This window comes from Hymenobacter sp. UYP22 (assembly GCF_040547285.1).
GTDB lineage: Bacteria > Bacteroidota > Bacteroidia > Cytophagales > Hymenobacteraceae > Hymenobacter.
The window spans coordinates 35,735-56,077 of the sequence record NZ_JBEPPK010000001.1 but is presented as its reverse complement, the minus strand read 5'-3'; the positions used below and the strand labels follow the sequence as shown (position 1 = coordinate 56,077).

The 20,343-nt window shown below is 61.7% G+C and carries 19 protein-coding genes and 1 riboswitch; of the genes, 7 read left to right on the top strand and 12 right to left on the bottom strand.

Annotated elements, in window-relative coordinates; translation table 11 throughout:
- Positions 1-122 precede the first annotated feature (122 nt).
- Together ABIB60_RS00255 and ABIB60_RS00250 are read left to right on the top strand one after the other, a co-directional pair.
- On the top strand, positions 123-1,481 hold the full coding sequence (locus ABIB60_RS00255; RefSeq protein WP_354576930.1) for a sigma-54-dependent transcriptional regulator: 1,359 nt from the start codon (positions 123-125) through the stop codon (positions 1,479-1,481).
- A gap of 245 nt (positions 1,482-1,726) precedes the next feature.
- Positions 1,727-3,526 (top strand): sensor histidine kinase, encoded by a 1,800-nt coding sequence (locus ABIB60_RS00250; protein ID WP_354576929.1) that lies wholly within the window; start codon positions 1,727-1,729, stop codon positions 3,524-3,526.
- A 291-nt stretch (positions 3,527-3,817) separates the two neighbouring features.
- On the opposite strand, the gene ABIB60_RS00245 is transcribed toward ABIB60_RS00250, so the two are convergent.
- Positions 3,818-4,591 (bottom strand): molybdopterin-dependent oxidoreductase, encoded by a 774-nt coding sequence (locus ABIB60_RS00245; RefSeq protein WP_354576928.1) that lies wholly within the window; start codon positions 4,589-4,591, stop codon positions 3,818-3,820.
- A complete protein-coding gene (locus tag ABIB60_RS00240) occupies positions 4,581-5,297 on the bottom strand; it encodes a cytochrome b/b6 domain-containing protein (RefSeq protein ID WP_354576927.1) in 717 nt (238 codons plus the stop codon). The genes ABIB60_RS00245 and ABIB60_RS00240 overlap by 11 nt, the downstream gene beginning before the upstream one ends.
- Before the next feature lie 173 nt (positions 5,298-5,470).
- Between ABIB60_RS00240 and ABIB60_RS00235 the strand changes: the two genes are divergently transcribed.
- Both ABIB60_RS00235 and ABIB60_RS00230 read left to right on the top strand, forming a co-directional pair.
- Entirely contained in the window at positions 5,471-6,301 is an 831-nt protein-coding gene (locus ABIB60_RS00235; RefSeq protein WP_354576926.1) for a phosphatase PAP2 family protein, read from the top strand.
- Between the two features lie 73 nt (positions 6,302-6,374).
- The gene (locus ABIB60_RS00230) at positions 6,375-6,788 is read left to right on the top strand and encodes an EamA family transporter (protein ID WP_354576925.1); all 414 of its coding nucleotides are present in this window, start codon (positions 6,375-6,377) and stop codon (positions 6,786-6,788) included.
- A gap of 2 nt (positions 6,789-6,790) precedes the next feature.
- Here ABIB60_RS00230 and ABIB60_RS00225 read toward each other — a convergent pair whose 3' ends face one another.
- The 6 genes from ABIB60_RS00225 to sdaAB all read right to left on the bottom strand — a co-directional run bounded on the left by ABIB60_RS00225 (position 6,791) and on the right by sdaAB (position 13,149).
- The gene (locus ABIB60_RS00225; RefSeq protein WP_315997549.1) at positions 6,791-7,219 is read right to left on the bottom strand and encodes an EamA family transporter; all 429 of its coding nucleotides are present in this window, start codon (positions 7,217-7,219) and stop codon (positions 6,791-6,793) included.
- Positions 7,220-7,221: 2 nt separating this feature from the next.
- Positions 7,222-7,617 carry a DUF4259 domain-containing protein gene (locus ABIB60_RS00220; protein WP_354576924.1) on the bottom strand — a complete coding sequence of 132 codons (396 nt, stop codon included), beginning with the start codon at positions 7,615-7,617 and terminating at the stop codon, positions 7,222-7,224.
- A gap of 451 nt (positions 7,618-8,068) precedes the next feature.
- Positions 8,069-9,058: an NAD(P)H-dependent glycerol-3-phosphate dehydrogenase gene (locus ABIB60_RS00215; RefSeq protein ID WP_354576923.1), complete on the bottom strand. Its 990-nt coding sequence runs from the start codon at positions 9,056-9,058 to the stop codon at positions 8,069-8,071.
- A gap of 235 nt (positions 9,059-9,293) precedes the next feature.
- Positions 9,294-10,703: an efflux RND transporter periplasmic adaptor subunit gene (locus tag ABIB60_RS00210; protein WP_354576922.1), complete on the bottom strand. Its 1,410-nt coding sequence runs from the start codon at positions 10,701-10,703 to the stop codon at positions 9,294-9,296.
- A 101-nt stretch (positions 10,704-10,804) separates the two neighbouring features.
- Entirely contained in the window at positions 10,805-12,310 is a 1,506-nt protein-coding gene (locus tag ABIB60_RS00205; protein WP_354576921.1) for a TolC family protein, read from the bottom strand.
- 158 nt (positions 12,311-12,468) lie between these two features.
- On the bottom strand, positions 12,469-13,149 hold the full coding sequence (gene sdaAB, locus ABIB60_RS00200; RefSeq protein ID WP_354576920.1) for an L-serine ammonia-lyase, iron-sulfur-dependent subunit beta: 681 nt from the start codon (positions 13,147-13,149) through the stop codon (positions 12,469-12,471).
- A gap of 187 nt (positions 13,150-13,336) precedes the next feature.
- Between sdaAB and ABIB60_RS00195 the strand changes: the two genes are divergently transcribed.
- Both ABIB60_RS00195 and ABIB60_RS00190 read left to right on the top strand, forming a co-directional pair.
- On the top strand, positions 13,337-14,314 hold the full coding sequence (locus ABIB60_RS00195) for a tryptophan 2,3-dioxygenase family protein (RefSeq protein ID WP_354576919.1): 978 nt from the start codon (positions 13,337-13,339) through the stop codon (positions 14,312-14,314).
- Positions 14,315-14,354: 40 nt separating this feature from the next.
- Complete coding sequence (locus ABIB60_RS00190; protein ID WP_354576918.1) at positions 14,355-15,101, top strand: M23 family metallopeptidase; 747 nt, start codon at positions 14,355-14,357, stop codon at positions 15,099-15,101.
- Between the two features lie 79 nt (positions 15,102-15,180).
- Here ABIB60_RS00190 and ABIB60_RS00185 read toward each other — a convergent pair whose 3' ends face one another.
- On the bottom strand, positions 15,181-15,687 hold the full coding sequence (locus ABIB60_RS00185; protein WP_354576917.1) for a DUF2911 domain-containing protein: 507 nt from the start codon (positions 15,685-15,687) through the stop codon (positions 15,181-15,183).
- 218 nt (positions 15,688-15,905) lie between these two features.
- On the opposite strand from ABIB60_RS00185, the gene ABIB60_RS00180 reads away from it, so the two are divergent.
- Complete coding sequence (locus ABIB60_RS00180) at positions 15,906-16,313, top strand: hypothetical protein (protein WP_354576916.1); 408 nt, start codon at positions 15,906-15,908, stop codon at positions 16,311-16,313.
- Here ABIB60_RS00180 and ABIB60_RS00175 read toward each other — a convergent pair.
- The 3 genes from ABIB60_RS00175 to ABIB60_RS00165 all read right to left on the bottom strand — a co-directional run bounded on the left by ABIB60_RS00175 (position 16,300) and on the right by ABIB60_RS00165 (position 19,883).
- Positions 16,300-17,625 carry an MFS transporter gene (locus tag ABIB60_RS00175; RefSeq protein WP_354576915.1) on the bottom strand — a complete coding sequence of 442 codons (1,326 nt, stop codon included), beginning with the start codon at positions 17,623-17,625 and terminating at the stop codon, positions 16,300-16,302. The genes ABIB60_RS00180 and ABIB60_RS00175 overlap by 14 nt on opposite strands.
- A gap of 72 nt (positions 17,626-17,697) precedes the next feature.
- The gene (locus ABIB60_RS00170; protein WP_354576914.1) at positions 17,698-18,987 is read right to left on the bottom strand and encodes an O-antigen ligase family protein; all 1,290 of its coding nucleotides are present in this window, start codon (positions 18,985-18,987) and stop codon (positions 17,698-17,700) included.
- Between the two features lie 35 nt (positions 18,988-19,022).
- A complete protein-coding gene (locus ABIB60_RS00165) occupies positions 19,023-19,883 on the bottom strand; it encodes a class I SAM-dependent methyltransferase (protein ID WP_354576913.1) in 861 nt (286 codons plus the stop codon).
- 147 nt (positions 19,884-20,030) lie between these two features.
- Positions 20,031-20,248: riboswitch (cobalamin riboswitch) on the top strand.
- Positions 20,249-20,343: the final 95 nt, after the last annotated feature.

Here is a 20,343-nt window from a genome sequence, read left to right as displayed (position 1 = left end):
ACAAGCAAGACCGTTCAACGAGGAGACGCAAGATATTGCGCCGCTACGGTTCATTCTGCTTTTTCCCCACTAAGCCGATACTTTCGCACCCGAATCCCTAATTCTTCATTACCCCTCCCTCCATGCCCACCGGTACCCTGCTCCTGATTGACGACGAAGCCCGCCTGCGCCAGCTATTGGCGCGGGTGCTGGAGCTGGAAGGCTACACCGTGCTGCAGGCCCCCGATGCCACCCGCGGCCTGGAGCTGCTCCAGCACCACGCCGATGAGGTGCTCGTGGTGGTGTCGGACGTGAAGCTGCCCGACGGCCACGGCGTGGACCTGATGCCGCGCTACCGCGCCAAGGCCCCTGACTGCGAGATTGTGCTGCTCACGGCCTTCGGCACCATTCCGGATGGCGTGCGGGCCATGAAGCAGGGCGCCTTCGACTACCTCACCAAGGGCGACTTCGAGCAGCAGCTGGTGGTGGTGGTAGAGCGGGCCGCCGAAAAAGCCCGCCTGCGCCGCCGCGTGGCCGAGTTGGAGCGACGCATGAGCCAGCGCTACAGCTTTGCCAGCATGATTGGCACTGCCCCGGCCCTGCGCCGCGCCCAGGACCTGGCCCGGCAGGTAGCCCCCACCGACAGTACCGTGCTGCTGGAAGGCCCTACCGGCGCGGGCAAGGAGCTATTTGCCCAGGCCATTCATGAGGCCAGTGAGCGGAAGCTCAAGCCGTTTGTGGCCGTCAACTGCTCGGCTTTTCCGAAGGATTTGCTGGAATCGGAGCTGTTTGGGTACAAGAAGGGCGCGTTTACGGGCGCGCTGGCCGACAAGAAAGGCCTGCTGGAAGAAGCCAACGGCGGCACCCTGTTTCTGGATGAAATCGGGGAGCTGGAGCTGAACGTGCAGGCCAAGTTTCTGCGCGTGCTGGAGACGCGGCAGTTCACCAAGCTCGGCGATACCAAGCCCACCAGCGTGAACGTGCGTATCGTGGCGGCCACCAACCGTAACCTCAAGCAGGAAGCCGCCGCCGGCCACTTCCGCCCCGATTTGTACTACCGCCTCTCGGTGTTCACCATCAACGTGCCCAGCCTGCAGGAGCGCGCCACCGATGTGCCGGCCCTGGCCGGGCACTTTCTGCAGCACTTCGCGGCCCAGCTGCGCAAGCGCCTGCCGGGCCTGGAGCCCGAGTGCGTGGAGTTGCTGCAGCGCTACGAGTGGCCCGGCAACGTGCGGGAGCTGAAAAACGTGCTGGAGCGCGCCGCCATCCTGGCCCCCGCCGACCAGCCCCTCTCGGCCGGCTACCTCCCCGACGAGTTCCACACCCTGCCCTCGTCCCTAAGCCCCGACGCCGACCCCGCCGACCAGAGTCTGCGCGCCGTGGAAGCCCGCCACATCCGCCAAGTGCTGCATCAGGTGCAAGGCAACAAAACCGAAGCCGCCCGCCGCCTCGCCATCGGCCTTACGACCCTGTACCGCAAGGTGCAGGAGTACGGGCTGTAGGGACCTCACCCCCCGGCCCCCTCTCCTCAGGGAGAGGGGGAGCCTGACGACTACTTGTATGCATTAACCTGCAATCGTCAGTAGGCCGGTGTGCTCGTTTAAGCTTGCAACAGTTCTGGTACTCTCATGCAGGTCTATTCTTTCTTTCCATCAATTCGCTCAGTCCCAATACTGCCTCACGATACTCGTCAGGCTCCCCCTCTCCCTGAGGAGAGGGGGCCGGGGGGTGAGGTCCACCATGCGCCATGTCCCTGAAACTCAAAATTCGCCTCAGCATCCTGACCATGCTGACCTTGCTGCTGGGGCTGGGCGGGTATACTTTCTTTACGATTCAGCGGCTGGAAAAGGGCGCGCTCGGGATTCAGCGGGCTAATTTCCGCTCCGTGGAGTACGGGGAGCAGATGCTGCGGGCCCTGGAGCAGCTGCAGGAGCAGCCCACGGCCCAGCCCCCGCTGCAGCAGCTACGCCGGGCCCTCACCCGCGAGGCCGCCAACATCACCGAAACCGGGGAGCTGGAGCTAGTGGACACCCTTACCCAGCAGGTAGCCGATTACCAGCGGCTGGTGGATGACCGGGCCCCGGTCGCCCGGCAAGTGGCGCAGCTGCACCAGCTCCGGGCCGAAACGCACCGCATGATGCAGCTCAACGCAGCCTCCTTCAACCAGCAAACCCAGCGCATCACCCAGCAGGCTGCCCAGGAACGCCGCACAGTACTGACGCTGCTGCTACTGAGCGTGGCTGTGGGCCTGGGGCTGATTGTGCGCCTGCCGCGGGTGGTGCTGCGCCCGTTACGCCGGCTCCGGGCCGATGTGGAGGACGTAGCCAGTCCCGGCCCCACCACACAGGTATCCATTGTCAAGAACGACGAAGTAGGTGCCGTGGCCCTGGCCCTGAACCGGGCTTTCGGCTACATGCAGGACCAGCGCAGCGTGACGCGGGCGGCCCTGGCCACGGAGCGCAGCCGTCTGGAAAGCCTCATTGAGCACCTTGATGAAGGCCTACTCCTGCTCGACCCCGACCGCACCGTACTGCTGGCCAACCCCGCCGCCCGGGAGCTGCTGGGCCGCGAAGCCTCTGACTTAGTGGGCCGCCGCGCTGAGGATCTGAGCCAGCAAACCGAGCTGTTGCACCAGCTGTTCCGGCCCTTGCTGGCCCAAGAAGCCGTGCGCGCCGGCGAAACGCCCGCCCCGGTTACGGTCACCATCAACCGCCCCAATGGTGAAACGGCGTATTACCAACTCACGCTCAACCACATCGTCAGCCGTAACCGGGAAACCAGCCGCACCGAGTTTGTGGGCCATATCCTGAGTTTGCGCAACGTATCAGATTTCAAGAAGCTGGACGAGGTGAAGTCGAACTACCTGGCCACTATTTCGCACGAACTAAAAACCCCGCTGGCCAGCATCAAGCTGAGCCTGATGCTGCTACAGGATGAGCGCACGGAGGCTGAGGAGCGTCAGCGCCTGGCCGACGGTATCCGGGATGAAACGCAGCGCCTGCTGGGCATGGTGGGCCAGCTGCTGGCCGTATCGAGGCTGGATGCAGGGGCGGAAATTCAGTTCGATGTGCAGCCTATTCCGCTGGCTGATATCGTGCGCTACGCCATTGAAACCGTGCGCCCCCAACTGGAGGACCGGGAGTTGCACCTGCGCCTGGAAGTACCCCAGGACTTACCCCCAGCCCGCGCCGACCTGGAAAAAACCACTTGGGTACTCATCAACCTGCTGGCCAACGCCATCCGCTACAGTCCCCGCGGCGCCGATTTGTGCGTGCGCGCCCACCAAGCCACCCCCCAACAGTTGCAGATAAGTGTGCAGGATTGCGGGCCGGGCATTGCCCCCGAATACCACGAGCGGATTTTTCAGCGCTTTTCAGAAGTACCCAACGCCACCGGCCACAAGGGCGGCTCGGGCCTGGGGCTGAGCATTTCCCGCGAGTTCATCGAGGCCCAGGGCGGCCGGCTGTGGGTAGAAAGCATACCGGAGCAGGGTAGCCACTTCTGCTTCACGCTGCCGGCGGTTCCCATTAAACAAGTAAAAAAATAGCGCATACGCAATGTCACAGTTGCGCGGGCTAGCGGCAGAATTTCGGCCCGTAGGCAACCAATAGGGGCACATGACACGCGTAAACGCCGCTTTTGCGGGCTACCAACTGTTAGCAACGCATGTCACGAACAACACGGAACAGGGCTTGGCATGAGTTCCGGTTTGCACCACCTTTGTGCATCCCTCTGGCAAGCTCCTGCAAGGGTAAGCCAACACCGTCCCCTTTTCCGCAACCAACAGCACAACCCGAGGCCAAGCCCCGGGTTGCGCTGTTTTGGGCCGCCCCAGTTGTTACAGGCCCGAGTGCCAGTCGTAGCCCCGGTCGGCCCAGTAATCGGCGGGGCGCTGCGCCGGAAAGTCGATGTTACCCAGCCGCTTAATGTGCTTGATACCGTACTTGACGGGCGTAACCAGCCGCAGAGGCGCGCCGTGCTCAGGCGTGAGCGGAGCCCCGTTCATCTCGTAGCACAGCAATGTTTGGGGATGCAGGGCGCTGGCCATGTCCAGGCCCACGTAGTATTTGCCGTCGGGGGTGGTGAGGTTCACGTAGGGCGCGGCCGCATCGGCCAGGGGGAAGCGGGCCAGGAAGTCGGCAAACCGCGCCCCGGCCCAGGTAACCACGGTGCTCCAGCCCTCAATGCACTTGAGTTCGGTGGTCATTTCAACCCGGGGCAGGGCCTGAATATCGGCCAGCGTAAACTCCCGGGCTGCTCCGCCGGCGGCCGGCGCTACGCGCAGGCGCCAGGCAGCCGGGTCTAGCGGTGTTTTCAGGCCTACCCGGCCGTTGGTGCGGGGCATGCGGGCCCGGCTTTTCGGATACACCGGGGCCAGGTGGGCCGAGCTGAAATACTCCCCGGCCAGTTGCCCGTTGGCATCCAGCACGCTGCGCAGGGGCCGGGAAATGCCGTCGGCCTCGGAGCCCGTGCTGGCCCAGCGCCAGCCCAGCAGCCCCAGCACGGCGGCTGTACCTCCCACCAGGAAAGAGCGGCGGGAACGGCGGCGCACTTCGGCCAGGGCGGCCTCATCGGCGGGAATAAGCGGTTTTTTGGGCAGGTTAGCGGACATGGGAAGTAGTAGCAGAGGGTTCAGTAACAGGCGCAGCGGGAGCAGCGGAAGGCGGAATATCCACGACCTCCACACCGGCCACCATCGAACGAAAATTGTTCCAGCCGGCCCGCACTACCTGGGCCACGTGCACTAGGAAAAACAGCACGTAGCCGGTGGTGAGGATGAAATGCTCGGCCCGGGCCCACTCGTAGCCGCCGAGGGCCGTGGTGAGCCAGGCTAGCTGCGTGGGTTTGTAGATGGCCGCCCCCGTCAGCAAAGAGCCGGCCCCCATCAGCACCACGGCGGTATAGGCAATCTGCTGGGCGGCGTTGTATTTGCGCGCCGGCAGCGGCTGCTTGCGCAGGCCCAGGTCGTGGAGGATTACCTGCCCTGCCTCCCGCAAAGCGTGGCGGCCGGGCACCAAGGCCCGCCACTCTCCCGAAACCAGCGTGTAGCCCACGTATAGTAGGCCGTTGAGCACGAATACCCACATCAGCACGAAGTGCCAGGCCATGCCCTTGGCCAGCTTGTAGGGCATATCAAAGGCCTCGTAAAACGAATGGGGAAAAAACTTCAGCAGCGTAGTACTGCCCCAGCCCAGGCGGTACACATCATTAGCCCAGTAAATCCAGAGGCCGCTCCAAATCATCAGGGCCAGCACCGGAAAGTTGATCCAGTGAAACCAGCGGATGGCCAGCGGGTGCTTTTCGTGCAAATATTTCATGAGGCTACCTACGAGAAAATGAGGGTGAGCAGGTTGACGGGAAACAAGGGTGCCAACTAGTAAACAAGCCAGCGGCCCGTGGGTTGGCCGGCATTTCTATGTTACCGTAGTATTACGTCTTTATCTTGCGGGGCCGAATTAGTGCTCCTATCGTTCTGCTTTTTGCTACTGCCATGACTTCCTTTCTACCTGCTACCGTTGGTTTTGTGCGCCGCCACGCGCTTGTCGCCCTGCTGAGCGTGGGCTCCGCCCTGCCCCTGGCTGCCCAGGTGCAGCCCACCGCCCCTACCGATACGACCCGCAAGTACGAAAACCCCGGCGACCTGCCCACCATCGTGAAAAAGCCCTGGTACAAGGGCAAGCTGGTGACGGCCACCATCGTACCGGCTGTGCTCATCGGCTACGGGGTTTCTACTATCAACGGCAACGGCTTTTACAGCAGCTACGACGCCCGCCGTGACATCCAGCGCAACTTTTCCGGCTTTCATACCAAAGTAGATGACTACCTGATTCTGGCCCCCTACGCCGAGCTGGGGCTGGTGGCCCTGGCCGGCGTGGAGTCGCGCAACGACCGGCTGAACACGCTGCTGGTTATTGGGAAGTCGGAGCTGATTTTCGGGGCCCTGACCTACGCGCTCAAGAACACCACCAAGGTGCTCCGGCCCGATGGTAGCACCCGCAACTCCTTTCCTTCGGGCCACACGGCGCAGGCGTTTCTGGCCGCCAGCATCGTGCACACCGAGTTTCGGGATAAAAGCCAGTGGTACGGTGTGGGGGCCTACACCATTGCCACCAGCGTGGCCGCCCTGCGCATGCTCAACGACCGGCACTGGCAGTCGGACGTAGTAGCCGGGGCGGGAATCGGCATCCTGTCGGCCCACCTGGGCTACCTGTCCCACCGCAACCGCTGGGGCCGTAAACCGCGTATCAAAGGCGTCAGCGCCTCGCCCATGGCCTGGCCCGGGGGCACTACCGGCTTTACCTTCACCTGGCGGCCTGAGTAGGGCACCCAGGGCCGGGGCTAAAGCAACGGGCAAAGCGTTCATCTTCCGGTTTCACCTTATCCAGCGGCTAGTTATGTGGTGGACGTATGCGTTGCTTTCGGCGGTATTTGCGGCTCTCACGGCTATTCTGGCTAAGGTGGGCATGAAGGGCGTCGACTCTAGCCTGGCTACGGCGGTGCGCACGGTGATGGTGCTGGGGCTGGCCTGGGGCATTGTGTATGCCCAGGGCGGGCTGCCGGGTCTGGCCCACCTTACCCGCCAAAACTGGCTGTTCCTGACGCTCTCGGGCTTGGCTACGGGCCTGTCCTGGGTGTGCTATTTCCGGGCTTTGCAGTTGGGGCCGGTATCGAAGGTTGCGCCGGTGGATAAGCTGAGCGTGGCGCTGGCCATCGGGCTGTCGGTGCTGTTTCTGGGCGAAAAGCTCACTTGGCAAACCGGCCTGGGCGCTGGCCTGATTCTGGCGGGCACGCTGGTGTTGATTCGGTAAGGCTAATGCCCCCGGGCCAGCAGGGCAATGCCCACCACAATGCACAGCAACCCCAGCGCCTGCGGCCAGGCCAGGGTCTCGCGCAGTATCACCAGACCCAGCACGGCTGTCAGCAGCACCGAGCCCCCCACAATAACCGGCGTACCCACCGACGAGGACACGCCCCGGCTAAACACCACGAACGTCAGGATTTCGGCCAGGCCCACGCCGGCTCCGGCCAGCATCGCCAACCCTACGCCCTTGGAACTTAATTCCAGGGGCTGCCCCTTCAGGCGGAGCAACAACAGCCACACGCCGCCCAGGGCTGCCGCCACCAGTTGCAGAATCACCGCTCCCGCCGCGGCCGAGATATGCCCGGCGGCCAGCTTAATAAAGAAGTTGTAGCCCGCCAGGCAGAGCGCCGTCAGCAGGGCCAGGGCCAGCCAGTGCACGCTTACTCGGCCGTTAAGCGGGCCAGCAGGTCCTGCTGGTGCTGCTGCCACTGCGCGTAATCGGCCGACTGGGCCCACTTCTCCTGCAGCTCCGATTTGCGCACTACGGCTTCCACCGCCTCTACCGCCAAGTCGGCCAGGTCATCGTCCACTTCCATCCCGTTCACGGCCAGCAGCAGGCCCGGCAGAAAATCAGTGCCGGGGTGACCCAGAATGGCGGCCACAATTTCGGCGGCGGCCAACGCCTCGGCAGCTTCCGGTAGTTCCAGATAATCCTCCGTTTCAGCGGCGGTAGCCAAGGCCTCGTACAGGATGGCCTCGTTGGGCTCCTGGCGGAAATTCTCGGCGAAATCCGCCGCGTCGTCATTGTCAAGATTGTGGTAGTCCCAGGTGCCCATGTGGTGTGTGGTTAAATTACTTATGCCATCAACTTTCGAAGCATTGTTCTACGCCAAATTAGCTGTGATAGCATGAGCACAGTTACGAGTAAATACCAAAGAGGATAGTCCTGTGTAATTGCCCAATAGATAAATGGGCTGCCAATAATAGCGCACTCAAGTAGCAAGCCACCATTTAAAACACGCTTCTTCACATGGTTAGATAGGCTCGTTGCAGCCAGATAGAGCAATGAGTCCATCGTTAACATAGCTGCTAGGAACCACGGCCATACTACAATGCCATAGCCTAGTATTAAGACCATAGGCCCAAGAATAGCATCATCGAATAAGCTGAATTTGCTACCATTTTCTACTGCCGCCCAGCATACACATAGCAAATAAGTAGCTCCAACTAAGCACACGCAGTTTACCCAGTTAGTTACGACAAATTGCCAGTAGCTTTTCCAGGTTCTCATTTAAATTTCTCCTTCAGCAGCTCAATTTCAATGGCCGGGGAAATCTTCTCGTAGAGGATGTGGTAGGCGGCCGAGGTGATGGGCATGGACACCTGCAGCTTGCGGTTCAGCTCGTAGATGCTCTTGACGGCGTAGTAGCCCTCGGCCACCATGTTCATCTCTAGCTGCGCCGATTTCACGGAGTAGCCCCGCCCTACCATGCTGCCGAAGGTGCGGTTGCGCGAAAACTGCGAGTACGCCGTTACCAGCAGGTCGCCCAGGTAGGCGGAGGCCGACAGGTCGCGGGGCTGGGGGTTGAGGGCGTGCACGAAGCGGCGCATTTCCTGGACGGCGTTGCTTACCAGCACCGCCTGAAAATTGTCGCCGTAGCCCAGGCCGTGGGCAATGCCGCCGGTGAGGGCAATGATGTTTTTCATCACGGCGCAGTACTCAATGCCGTCGAGGTCCTCGGCGGGGTTGGCTTTCACGTAGCGGTTGCGCAGCAAACGGCTGAATTCCTCGGCCAGGTCAGCATCCGGAGAGCCAATGGTGAGGTAGCTCTGCTTTTCCAGAGCCACCTCCTCGGCGTGGCAGGGGCCGGCCACTACGCCCAGGCGAGTATGGGGCAGCCGGAACCGCTCGACCACGTAGTCGGTCACCAGCACGTTTTTGCCCGGAATCATGCCCTTGATGGCCGAAATAACCCGCTTGTTCTTCAGTTCGTCGCGGCCCAGCTTATCCAAAGTGCTTTGCACGAAGGCGGCGGGCACGGCCAGTACCAGCCAGTCGGCCTCACGCACGGCCTCATCCAGGTCGGTGGTGGGCAGCACCCGACTCAGGTCGTGGGCCACCGAGGACAGGTAGCGCGGGTTGTGGCGGGTGCGCAGCAGGTGCTGCACGTCGTCCTTGCTGCGCATCCACCAGTGTACGCGGCTGCCGTTTTCGGAGAGAATTTTGGTAAGCGCGGTGGCCCAGGAGCCGCCGCCCAGCATGGCTATTTTTTCCAAGGGGTGGGAAATGGTGATTTAGTGGTTTAGTGACTTGGTGAATGAGTTGGCCGTGCCAGCGGCGCGGGTCGTGCAGAGTAGCCGGACCAAACGGCCAACTCACTAAATCACTCATTCACTAAATCACTTTACGTCAATCTTAGCCAAAAAAAACGGAAGGCCGCCGCTAACGGGTGGTAGCGGCAGCCTTCCGGAATGGTTAGGAACTCAGAATGAGCTATTAACTCAGCTGTAGTTATTCTTCCTCGGTAGGGGCATCTTCCTTCATGGCGGCTTTGTCCAGGGTTTTGGCATCTTTCACCACCACCAAGGCGCCATCCTTCAAGGTTTTGGATACGGCCCGGAACGGCCCGCTCACCACCTGGTCGCCGGCCTGGATACCGCTCAGGATTTCCATGTTCTGGAAGTCGCTGATACCGGTTTTCACGGGCGTCATCACCGCCTTACCGTTGCGGATCAGGAATACCACTTCCTGCACGGGGGCTTTAATGCCGGTGGCCGCGGGCTTATCGGGCTGGGCGCCGCTGCCTCGGCTCACGCGTACAGTGGGGGTATTCTTCTTGTCCTCGGTTTTGGTGCTGTCGGAGCGGGTGGTTACGGCGGCCAGGGGCACGCTCAGCACGTTGGCTTTGCGGTTGGTAATCACGTCCACGGAGGCCGTCATGCCCGGGCGGAAGGGTACCACGCTGCGGCCCTGCACCGTGCGAATCAGCTGGCGGTACGACTCGGGCAGCAAGCGGATGCGCACCTCAAATTCAGTTACGGCTTCGGCCGTGAGGGCATCCTTGGCCGTGTTGGCAATGGCCGTTACCACGCCCCGGAACTTCTGGTCCTTGCTGGCGTAGCTGTCCACCTCCACGTCGGCCGAGTCGCCCAGCGTCACGTTGATGATATCGTTTTCATTCACGCTCACCCGCACCTCCATGTTGTTGAGGTTGGCAATGCGCATGATTTCGGTGCCGGCCATCTGGGAAGTACCCACTACCCGCTCGCCCTTCTTCACGTTGAGCTTGCTGACGGTGCCGCTTACCGGGGCGTAAATCGTGGTTTTATCGAGGTTACGGCGGGCATCGTCGAGGCCGGCCTGGGCGCTGCGCACGCTGCTCTGGGCCGCCCGAATGCTCTGGCGGGCCGAGTTGATTTCTTCCTGCGAAGCATCGTAGGCGGCTTTGCTGGCCTCGTAATCAGCCTGCGAAATCACCTTCTGCTTGTACAAAGAGGCATTGCGGCGGTAGGTTAGCTCGGTTTGGCGGGCGCTGGCAATGAGCTGCTGCAGGCGGGCCTGACTCTGGCCTACGTTGGCCTGCTGAGTGCCCACCACGGCGCTCTGCTGGCTCACCACGGCCTGGTAGTTGTCGGGGCGGATGCGCAGCAGCAATTGGCCCTTCTTCACGGAGTCGCCCTCCTCCACGTACAGCTCGGTAATTTCGCCCGATACGTCGGGGGAAATCTTCACTTCGGTTTCGGGCTGCACTTTGCCCGAGGCACTTACTTTCTCCACAATGGTAGCCGGCGTGGCCTTGGCCGCCAGCACCTCGGTGCCGGCCGGCTTACCTACCCAACCCTGTTTTTTCGCTAGCATAAATCCGCCAAGCAGCACCACCAGCAGGGCCAGCAGTATGTAGAGGGTACGGTTGTTTTTCATGTTGGTCTGGTAACGTCTTATGCAACTGGAAGACACGTTCTTAGTTACCGTATCTTTACTCTATGAATGAAGTAAAAAGCGGTTAACTGAGAGAGGAGAAACTACAAGGCAATGGGCCGGCCCTGGTAAAAATCCAGCACTTTACGGCGGAAGATAAACTCGTACTTGGCCTGAATCATGGTGGACTCGGCGGCGGTGAGGTTGTTTTTGGCAATGTTGAACTCGGTGCCGTTGAGCAGGCCGTTATTGAAGCGGATTTCGGCGTTGCGGTAGGCCGTGGTGAGGGCCTCCACCTGCCGCCGGGCCGAGAGGTAGCGCCGCTGGGCGGCAATGGCGTCGGCGTAGGCCTGCTGAATATTCTGGCGAACCGTCAGGCGGGTTTGCTCGGCGCGGAGCTCCTGCTGCTGAATGTTGATTTGGGCGCGCTGCACGGAGGTGCGCACCTGCAAGCCATTGAAAATGGGAATCTGCAGGGAGAATTGCAGGTTTTTGCCCAGGTTATCCTTCAGTTGAGAGGAGAAACCCGACGGCAGCAGCTCCGGAATAGCCTGCTTGGGCTGCAGCAAAAAGTATTGGGATGGTATTGGCTGCCCGCCCACGCCCGGCTGAAACACCGGTACGGCCACGGCCTCCGTAGAGTCGCCGTTGAATACCCGCGCCAGGCGGGAGGAAGAGAAACCCGTGAAAATCCCCGCTCCGAAGGCCAAACGCGGATAATAAGCGCCCCGGGCAATATCCAGGCTGCGGGAGGCGGAGCGCACGCGCAGGTCGGCGGCCTTGATTTCGGGCAGCAGGCTTTGGGCCGTTTGGTAGGTGCCGTCGGGGTCAGCTGTCAGCAGGGGCTCGTCATCGGGGTCAGCCAGGGGCGGCACCTCAATAGTAAGGCCCGTGGGCGAAGGCAGATTCAATAGCTGAGCAAGCGAGAGGCGGGCCAAGTCGCGCTGGTTCTGGGCCGTAATAACGTTGAGCTCATCCGAAGCCTGTTGGGCCTGGATGTCCAGCAGGTTGCTTTCCGGAATAGAGCCGGCCTTCAGCAGCTTCTGGGTGCGCTCTACCTGGCTGCGCGTGCTACTCACCCGCACCTCGTTGGCCCGCACCAACTCCTCCGATAGCACCAGCTGCAGAAACGCGGAGGCCACGTTCAGGGATAAATCGTTGCGGGACTTCTCGATATCCAGTAGACTGGCTTCCGAATCGAGGATGTTGCGCTTGACCGTGTTACGCAGCTGAAACCCCGAAAACAGCGTTACCTGCGAGTTGGCCGAGAAGTTATTAGACCGGATGGTCTGGCTCACGAAGTCGTTGGTGAGCGGGTCAAGGCTGGTGCCGTAGTTCCAGGCCTGGGTGCCCGAGAGGTTGGCCGAGGGCAGCAGGGCCGCCCGGCTCTGGCGCAGAGTGGCATTCTGGAGCTCCGCCGTGAGCTGCTGCCCGCGCACCGTCAGGTTGTTTTGCAGGGCATAGTCAATGGCGCGTTGCAGTGACCAGGGGCCGGAAGGCGCGGCGGCGGGCAAGGAGCCGGCCGGGGGCTGGGCCGGCGCCTGCTGGGCCCGTAGCGGCCCGGCCGCCAGCAAGCCCACGCCAAGCAGCAGCCAAGATGTACACTTCATAAGAAAAGAGTTGAGGGCTGACGGACACTACCGGCGCACCGGGCATTTCAGCGGAGTGCGGTGGCCGAGGCCACCAAAGGTATCGGATGGCGCGAACCCGCAAAATCACAAATCAACAAACCGTGCAAAATTCGCCGTTAACCGGGCCGGTTCCGCCGTTAGTCGATGGTGGGGATGTAGGTAACCCGGTGCACCCAGCGCAACTGCCGCAGGTATTCCAGGGTAATGTCACGCAGGCCCGAGTCGATTTCGATGAACTGCCGGGCCGCGTCGTTCTTGCCTTTCCGGCTCACGAACATGGTAGCAATGTTGCAGTCGTCGTGGGCAATAACACTGGCAATGAAGGCAATGGAGCCCGGCACGTCGTCGGCATCAATGATGAGCGTGTGCAGGGAGGCGGAGAAGTCGGCCGGGAAGCCATCCACCTCCACAATCCGGATGACTCCCCCGCCCCGGCTCTGCCCGATTACCTCCACGGCCTGGCCCGTGCGCTCATCGCGCAGCTGCAGCTTAATGGTGTTGGGGTGCATGGTGGAGGCATTGCCCACGCCCTGAAACGTGTACTGCAAACCGGCCTTCCTGGCGTGGTCGAAGGCCTCCCGAATGCGCACGTCGTCGGTGGGCATGCCCAGCAGGCCGGCCACAATGGCGCGGTCGGAGCCGTGGCCCTCGTAGGTGCGGGCAAAGGAGTTGTAGAAGGTGATGGTGGCGTGGGTGGGCACGCTGCCCAGAATGCGGATGGCGGCCCGCGCAATGCGCACCACCCCGGCCGTGTGCGAGGAGCTGGGTCCTATCATCACCGGCCCTATCATATCGAAAATGCTGGATTTTTCTGCCATAAGCAGGGTAAAGGTAATTTTTAATGTGATTGAAATGTGGGAAATGTGATGAAATGCCAGCGGGGTGAGCCAGAATAAACAGATGGAAGAGTTGCCCTTCCGTATCCGCCTGCTTTTCCACATTGCCTGCATTCCCTCACATTTCTCACATCTTTGTACCCACTACCCTCCTTTCCGCCCTTGCCGCATGACAACTCCCGAATTTCAACCTTCGCCGGCCGTGCTGGAGCAGCTGCAGCGCCTGCAACAGCGCTACGCCGCCGACGACCAGGACCTGGCCGCTTACCTGGAAGGCCTCTACCACACCCGCTACCTGGGCTACTGGGACTATATTCAGCTGGAAACCCTGCTGAGCTTGCAGCGCCCCCTCACCACCATCCCCGACGAGCGAATTTTCATCATCTACCACCAGATTACGGAGCTGTACTTCAAGCTCTGCCTCTGCGAGTATGAGCAGCTGGGCGATTTGGCCGCGCCCACCGTGGAGGAAGTCACGCGCCGGGTGGGCCGCATCAACCGCTACTTCGAAAACCTGATCGACTCGTTTGATGTGATGGTGGACGGCATGGACAAGCAGCAGTTTCTGGAGTTCCGGATGGCGCTGATGCCGGCCTCGGGCTTCCAGAGCGTGCAGTACCGCATGATTGAGCTGGCCAGCACCGCCCTGAGCAACCTGGTACCCGAGGAGCAGCGCCGCCTGCTGGGCGAGGCCGCCGCCCACGATGAACTGCTGGGCTGCATCTACTGGAAATCGGGGGCCACGGTGGTAGAAACCGGGGCCAAAGCCCTTACCCTGACGGAATTCGAGAAGAAATACGCCGACCGGCTGCTGGCCCACGCCCGCGAGTACGAACACCGCAACCTCTGGGCCGTGGTGCAGCGCCTGCCCGTCGGCCCCGAGGGCCAGGAAAACCCGCGCCTGCTGCGCCAGCTCAAGCAGCTGGACGTGAACGTGAATGTGAACTGGCCTTTGATGCACTACAAATCGGCGGTGCGCTACCTGGAGCGCCACCCCGATGCCATTGCGGCCACCGGCGGCACCAACTGGCAGCAGTACCTGCCTCCCAAGTTTCAGCGCCGCATCTTTTACCCCCAGCTCTGGACCGCGCAGGAACTGGCCGACTGGGGCAAGGGCTGGGTGGAAAGCGTGCTGGGCGGCGGGTAAACGGCTAATTGCCTATCGAATTACAATGTATTAGCCGATTATGAAAATAGCATGGGTTGCTGCGGCCAGCAGCTTATTACTGCTGGCCCACACACCGGGTAGTGGGCAGGTAGTACGGCCTTACAAAATTTACCAAGTCAAGCACGAGGATGGCCGAGTGTTCATTGTGGGGGAGAATTACGGCCCGGTTCCCTTCTCTGTTATTCTGCGGGTTAAACTGGTATCTATGCGCAGCTCAGTGCCGCTACCAGCCCGCGTAGCCTTGCCGCCTGATGCCGCACCCCATGTTCTGGTCACTCTAACGCCAGAAAAAGCCGATTTTTCTTACCGCTACTCCACGCAGGGTGATGTTGGCGTGTATACCGGCCAAGTACCGGATAGCATCCGAAACTGCCCGCTGCCATTCCAAGCGGCCACCGATACCATCCGGCCCCGCGAGAAGGCCCCAAAACAGTACGCTTTTGCTCTCCCTGATGGTACACCCATTGTGGCAGTCCGGGCCGGTACCGTGGCCTATGTGCGTCAGGACCAGAAGAATGCCCGCTCCAGCAAGAAAGGTAATACGGTCTTCATCTATCATGCCGATGGCACCTACGGCAGCTACTCCAACCTGGCCCAGTATGGCGCTACGGTACAGGTAGGGCAGGCCGTGCAACCCGGCCAGGTTATCGGCCGATTCGGCGGCAATAAGTACGAAACCAATTTTTGGTTTACTCTGGTGTATCTCACCCAAACCGACGTAGCCGGTAGTCCAATTCTATTTGAGCGCCGTAGACTCCGACCCTGACATTGCTGACTATGGGTACTGACTAAATGAGGTAATTAGCTAGCGGCTACCCTGGATCAGGCTCCATTCTCTTCTGAAACTATTTCACCACGAAGCTGACCTGCGTTTTCTCCCAAGCCAGCGTAACCTGCCCGGCATCGGTAGCTTTGATGGTAAACCGCTCTAGCAGCTGGGGGCTAGTGGCGGGTGTAGCCTTCACGCGCAGCACATCGTCGGCAGCCTCGTACTCATACGCCCCCCACTGCGTGGCCGTTTTGTTGAAAATGATGGTCCAGTCTTTTTCCGTAGGGATGGTGAACAGGGCATACTTGCCGGCGGGCAGGGGCTGGCCCTGCACGGTTACGGGCTGGTTTACCTGAAATGTGGTGGCCTCGTTGGCTCCCGTGCGCCACACCTGCCCGTACGGCACCAGGCCCCCGAATACTTTGCGCTCCTTGGCCGAGGGCCGGCTGTAGCGGATGGCTAGCTGCGCGCCGCCGGGCAGCGAGGCTGCTACCGTGGCCGGTGGGCTGGGTCGAGTGGGAGCCTGCTGGGGTTTGTCCGGCTCTGAACAGGCGGCTAGTGGCACCAGAAGCGTCAGCAGCATACGAACAGAAAACTGGCTAGGCCGAGTAAATAAAAGGGGCATATAGCGCAGGAAAGAGAGAAGGCACGTTTCTGCCCGGATACGGGCAATAAACTTCTTCCTCAATAATTATACCCTAAGTTGCGCGTTAGGTTGCCTACGGCCTGCAACTTTCGCCCGGAGCCAGAGCTCTTGCTCCTACACCGTCCGCAGTTCTGCCACCAAAGCGTACTCCTTCTATGATGACTTTCAAGATTTTCACCCTTCGTCTGCTGCTGGCGGCTCCTTTCCTTGCCGGGTTAGGCGGCTGTCTTTCCCAGAGTGATGAGGCCGAATGCAGCCAGGAGGCGGTGGGCTCCGTTACGCAGGTAACCGGCCCGAGAACCGGTACGGTGGGCACGCCGGTACCGGTTTCCTACACGGTAAGCATCCCCAGCAGCTGCGGGAAATTCAAGGAGTTGCGGGAGCAGAAGGACGGCAATAAAACCTTCCTGGTGCCCACGGTGCGCTACGAGGGCTGCGTATGCGCCCAAACAGGGGCCGATTACCAGGGTACCTACCAGTTTGTGGCCACGCAGCCCGGTACGTACGTGCTGTTGTTTCCCAACGCCACCAAAGCCCTGACCGATACCATTACAATCCAGTAGCGGCCTGGGCTTCCTCCTGGCTGATGCGCGAGGTAGCACGCGTATCGGCCATGCGCCAGTACACCAGTAGGGAGGCCGCCGCGCAAGCCGTTACGTACCAGTAAAACCAATGCTCCACGCCGTTGTCCTTGGCCAATAGGGCCAGGTACTCGGCGGTACCCCCAAAAATGGCCACCGTGAGGGCGTACGGCAGCCCCACCCCCAACGCCCGGATTTCCGTGGGGAACAGCTCGGCCTTCACCACGGCATTGATGGAGGTGTAGCCGCTCATGATGAGCATGGCAAGCAGCAGGTAGCCGAAAGCCGCCCCCACGCTGCCCGGCTGAGCCAGGGCCGTGAGCAGCGGCACCGTGGCCAAAGTGGCCCCCACCCCAAAAAACAGCAGTACCGGCCGCCGCCCAATCCGGTCCGATAAAGCGCCCATCAGCGGCTGCAGCAGCATGGCTACGCCCAGCGCCCCAAACGACACGAGCGTTGCTTGGTCTTTACTGAAGCCGGCAGTATTCACCAGAAACTTCTGCACGTAGGTAGTGAAGGTATAGAACACTACTGTGCCGCCCATGGTAAGGCCCACCACCGTGAGTACCTCGCGCGGGTGCTGCAGCAAAATCCGCAGCTGGCTGGGTTTTTCGGCCGAGGGCGGCGTGGCTTCCTGGCGGTTGAAGGCGTCGGTTTCCTCCATGGTGCGGCGCAGGTACAGGGCCACCAGCGCCGCCAGCGCCCCAATGGCAAACGGTATTCGCCAGCCCCAATCAGCCAGCTCCGCCGGGGTTAAGGCCTGCTGCAAACCCAGCTGCACCAGCAAAGCCAACAGTTGCCCGGCAATGAGAGTTACGTACTGAAAGCTGGAAAAAAAGCCCCGGTTGCGGGCATCGGCCATTTCGCTGAGGTAGGTAGCGGAGGTACCGTACTCCCCGCCCACGCTCAGGCCCTGCAGCAGGCGGGCCAGCACCAGCAAAGCCGGCGCGGCCACCCCAATTTTGCTGTAGGGCGGCGTGAGGGCAATCAGCAGTGAGCCGCCGCACATGAGCAGCACCGAGGCCAGCAGCGCCGCCTTGCGCCCGGCCCGGTCGGCGTAGATACCCATCAGCCACCCGCCCAGGGGCCGCATCAGAAACCCCACCGCAAAAATGGCCGCCGAGTTGAGCAGCTGGGCCGTAAGGTCGCCTTTGGGAAAGAAGGCCGGGGCGAAATACAGGGCAAAGGCCGAGTACACGTACCAATCGTACCACTCCACCAGGTTGCCCACCGACCCACTGAAGATGGACCGGATGCGGGAAGACATAGTGCGGGGTGCGGAGGGCTGGGACATTGTACCGGGGCGGGAGAAAAGTAAGAGGATGAGGCCGCGGCACCGGTTGGTTGGCCGAACGGGCGACGTAGCCTAGGGCAAGGCGGGCTCCTGTTTGGGCCCCAGCTGGGCAGTTTCGGCAGCAACTACCACAAAGCCGTACCCAAATACAAATAGGTTCAGGCTGATTTGCAGGCTCAGAATATCCACCACCAGCATGGCCACGGCTTGGGTGAAGATAAATACCACCACGTAGGGGTTTCGGCGGGCTGCGGGCTGCGCCAGCGGCCAGAGCAGCACTGCTAGCCACAGCGCCAGCCCAACCACTCCTCCGCCCACCAGGGTACTCAGATACTGGTTGTGCACGTTCACCCGGTTTTCGGGCCGCAGCCCAAAGTCCCGCCAACTGTATTGGTCGAGCATAGCGGCGTAGGCATCGGCCGGCCCCACGCCCAACAGCCAGTTTTCCCGAATGATGGCCCCGGCAGTTTCCACGGCGGCCAGCCGCTGGGCCAGGGAGTACTCGTTAATGTCCTGGCCCTGGGTGTACTGCGCCACATCATGCAGCGTGGCGCCCACCCGCTGCTGCACCGAGTTGAGGGTGCGGTAGGCCAGCCAAGGCACCAGCGCCACGCCTGCCAGCAGCAGCAGGCCGCCCACCAGGTTCCGGCGGAGCAGCAAACGCCCCGCCCAGGCCAGTAGCCCCGCGTACAGCACCAGCAGCCCCGTTCGGTAGGCCAGCACGTGCAGCGTGAGCCCTATAGCCACCACTGCCAGCAGCAACGCCCCCCGCAGTACGCGCCCCGCCAAGGGGCTGCGCCGCAGCAGCAGCCCCCAGAAAAACGCCTGGGCCAGCATGATTCCAAAGGCAATGTGAAACGTACCCGTAACGGCCTGCATGTTCTGCCCCATCCGGATGGCCTCATTGGCATGGGTGGAGTTGAGCAGGTACTGCAGCATGGTCGTGAGTCCCACCCCGGCCACGCTCAGCACGAACAGCGCGCCCACGGTCAGCCGCTGCCGGCGGCTCAGGGGCACCGCCAGCGTGAAAGCCAGGGGCACCGCCAGCCACGTCAGGCTCCGAAACAGCTCGTGGCGCCAGGTTGCCCACTGACTGGTATACAAGCCGCTCAGCACCAGAAACCCCACCAGCGCCACCGCCCGCAGGGCCGCCCCGTTGCGCCAGTAGCGGGGCACAACCTGCCGCAGCCCGGGGTTGGCTAGCACGGCCGCCACCCCCACCAGAGGGCTCAGGGCAATCAGGGCCCGGAACGCCAGCAACCCGGCCACTCCTGCCCCGCAGGCCAGCCATAGCAAGTGCTGCGACAACCGTCCTGAGCGGTAGTACCGGCCGCTGCTCAAGTCCTCAATAACCTGTTGCATACCGCAATATCTGCTAAACCTGCTTGGAAGGTTGGTTAGGTGCGGGCCGTTTCCAGCGCGAGCTTGCCCGTCAGCTCCAGTACCGCTTCCGTGGTTTCCATCCGCTTTTCGTACTCTATAATCAGGTGGCCGCCGGTCAGCACAGTTAGGCTCTGGTTAAGCTGGGCCAGTTCGGCGTAGGCTTCGGGGCGGCGGGTCGAGGAGGTTCCTTTCCGCAGGCCCCGCTGCCGGGCCCGCCAGCCCGCCAGCAGCATCCAGGGGTAGTAGAAAGGCAGCAGCAGCAACGATGTGTAGTTGACCTTAGAGGGGTGTACCTCCGCAATCCGCAGCCCCGACAGCGCCGCCAATGCCCGCTGCTTGGTGAGGTTGGCGAAGAAGATGTGCCCCAGGTACACGTCGTGGATGGTGCGGGCATTATCCGAGGCCCAGACGGAATCCACTTCGTTGGGAGGCATGAGCTTGTAGCCCTCACTTTCCAGCAGCAGGTAGCTCAGGCGGGTGCGCAGGTTGGAGTAGTTGGGCGTGGTGATGATGGCCCGCCCCCCCGGCCGCAGCACTCGGTTCAGCTCCTGAAACAGGTGCAGTTGGTTGGGCATGTGCTCAATACCCTCCTGGCAGATTACCACGTCAAAGCTGGCATCGGCGAAGGGCAGCGCCCCGTTCAGGTTGGCCTTCACGCACTCAATGGCCGGATACCGAAAAAACTCCGGGTACAAATCGGAGGCCGTCACGTGGGCCCCCAGCTCCAGCAGCAGCTGGGCCGTGTCGCCGTTGCCGGCCGGTACATCCAGCACCCGCTTGCCCGCCAGGCTGGCCTGCCGCCGCCGCAACAGGCCGGTTACTAAGTGTTTGATATCCTTACTACCTGTAAAAAACGGCCGCGCGATACGAATCATGTGGAAACTATACGTGAGAGAATAAGCCCTAGGAGGGCACAAATGTAGAAGCATTGCCCGGATACTTGCATGGAGCTTCCTTACCCCTCCTTGGCTGAATCAGGCAATCTGTGCGTACTTTGCGGCCACGTTCTTTGCCTGTGTATTTCAGTCAGACGAGCGGTGAGGTGGCTTTTTCCTCTCGACGGAGAAGCCGACCCAGGGAACCGGGTGCAACTCCCGGACAGACGCGCTACTGTAAGTGCCAGCGGCCCCGTTACCGGGCCACGGCGGCAGCCCCACGCAGCCCATTGCCCGCTTAGGCGGGTGAGAAGGGCGGGAGGCCGGGCATAAGTCAGGATACCTGCCCACCGCTTTCCATGATGAGGCCTCTTCGCGACCTGAGAGCCTTGTTGGGTGCTGCCACACTGGGCCAGCCGTGCGCTGGCCGGTCCCGCCGTGCAGGCCGGGTGCGGCCGAG

Bases quoted from the DNA above. Each gene is read 5' to 3' on its own strand.
- ABIB60_RS00190 (WP_354576918.1), top strand. From the start codon at position 14,355: ATGAAAATAGCATGGGTTGCTGCGGCCAGCAGCTTATTACTGCTGGCC.
- ABIB60_RS00250 (WP_354576929.1), top strand. From the start codon at position 1,727: ATGTCCCTGAAACTCAAAATTCGCCTCAGCATCCTGACCATGCTGACC.
- ABIB60_RS00185 (WP_354576917.1), bottom strand. From the start codon at position 15,687: ATGCTGCTGACGCTTCTGGTGCCACTAGCCGCCTGTTCAGAGCCGGAC.
- ABIB60_RS00210 (WP_354576922.1), bottom strand. From the start codon at position 10,703: ATGAAAAACAACCGTACCCTCTACATACTGCTGGCCCTGCTGGTGGTG.
- ABIB60_RS00195 (WP_354576919.1), top strand. From the start codon at position 13,337: ATGACAACTCCCGAATTTCAACCTTCGCCGGCCGTGCTGGAGCAGCTG.
- ABIB60_RS00165 (WP_354576913.1), bottom strand. From the start codon at position 19,883: ATGATTCGTATCGCGCGGCCGTTTTTTACAGGTAGTAAGGATATCAAA.
- ABIB60_RS00245 (WP_354576928.1), bottom strand. From the start codon at position 4,591: ATGTCCGCTAACCTGCCCAAAAAACCGCTTATTCCCGCCGATGAGGCC.
- ABIB60_RS00230 (WP_354576925.1), top strand. From the start codon at position 6,375: ATGTGGTGGACGTATGCGTTGCTTTCGGCGGTATTTGCGGCTCTCACG.
- ABIB60_RS00255 (WP_354576930.1), top strand. From the start codon at position 123: ATGCCCACCGGTACCCTGCTCCTGATTGACGACGAAGCCCGCCTGCGC.
- ABIB60_RS00170 (WP_354576914.1), bottom strand. From the start codon at position 18,987: ATGCAACAGGTTATTGAGGACTTGAGCAGCGGCCGGTACTACCGCTCA.
- ABIB60_RS00235 (WP_354576926.1), top strand. From the start codon at position 5,471: ATGACTTCCTTTCTACCTGCTACCGTTGGTTTTGTGCGCCGCCACGCG.
- sdaAB (WP_354576920.1), bottom strand. From the start codon at position 13,149: ATGGCAGAAAAATCCAGCATTTTCGATATGATAGGGCCGGTGATGATA.
- ABIB60_RS00240 (WP_354576927.1), bottom strand. From the start codon at position 5,297: ATGAAATATTTGCACGAAAAGCACCCGCTGGCCATCCGCTGGTTTCAC.
- ABIB60_RS00180 (WP_354576916.1), top strand. From the start codon at position 15,906: ATGATGACTTTCAAGATTTTCACCCTTCGTCTGCTGCTGGCGGCTCCT.
- ABIB60_RS00205 (WP_354576921.1), bottom strand. From the start codon at position 12,310: ATGAAGTGTACATCTTGGCTGCTGCTTGGCGTGGGCTTGCTGGCGGCC.
- ABIB60_RS00175 (WP_354576915.1), bottom strand. From the start codon at position 17,625: ATGTCCCAGCCCTCCGCACCCCGCACTATGTCTTCCCGCATCCGGTCC.
- ABIB60_RS00220 (WP_354576924.1), bottom strand. From the start codon at position 7,617: ATGGGCACCTGGGACTACCACAATCTTGACAATGACGACGCGGCGGAT.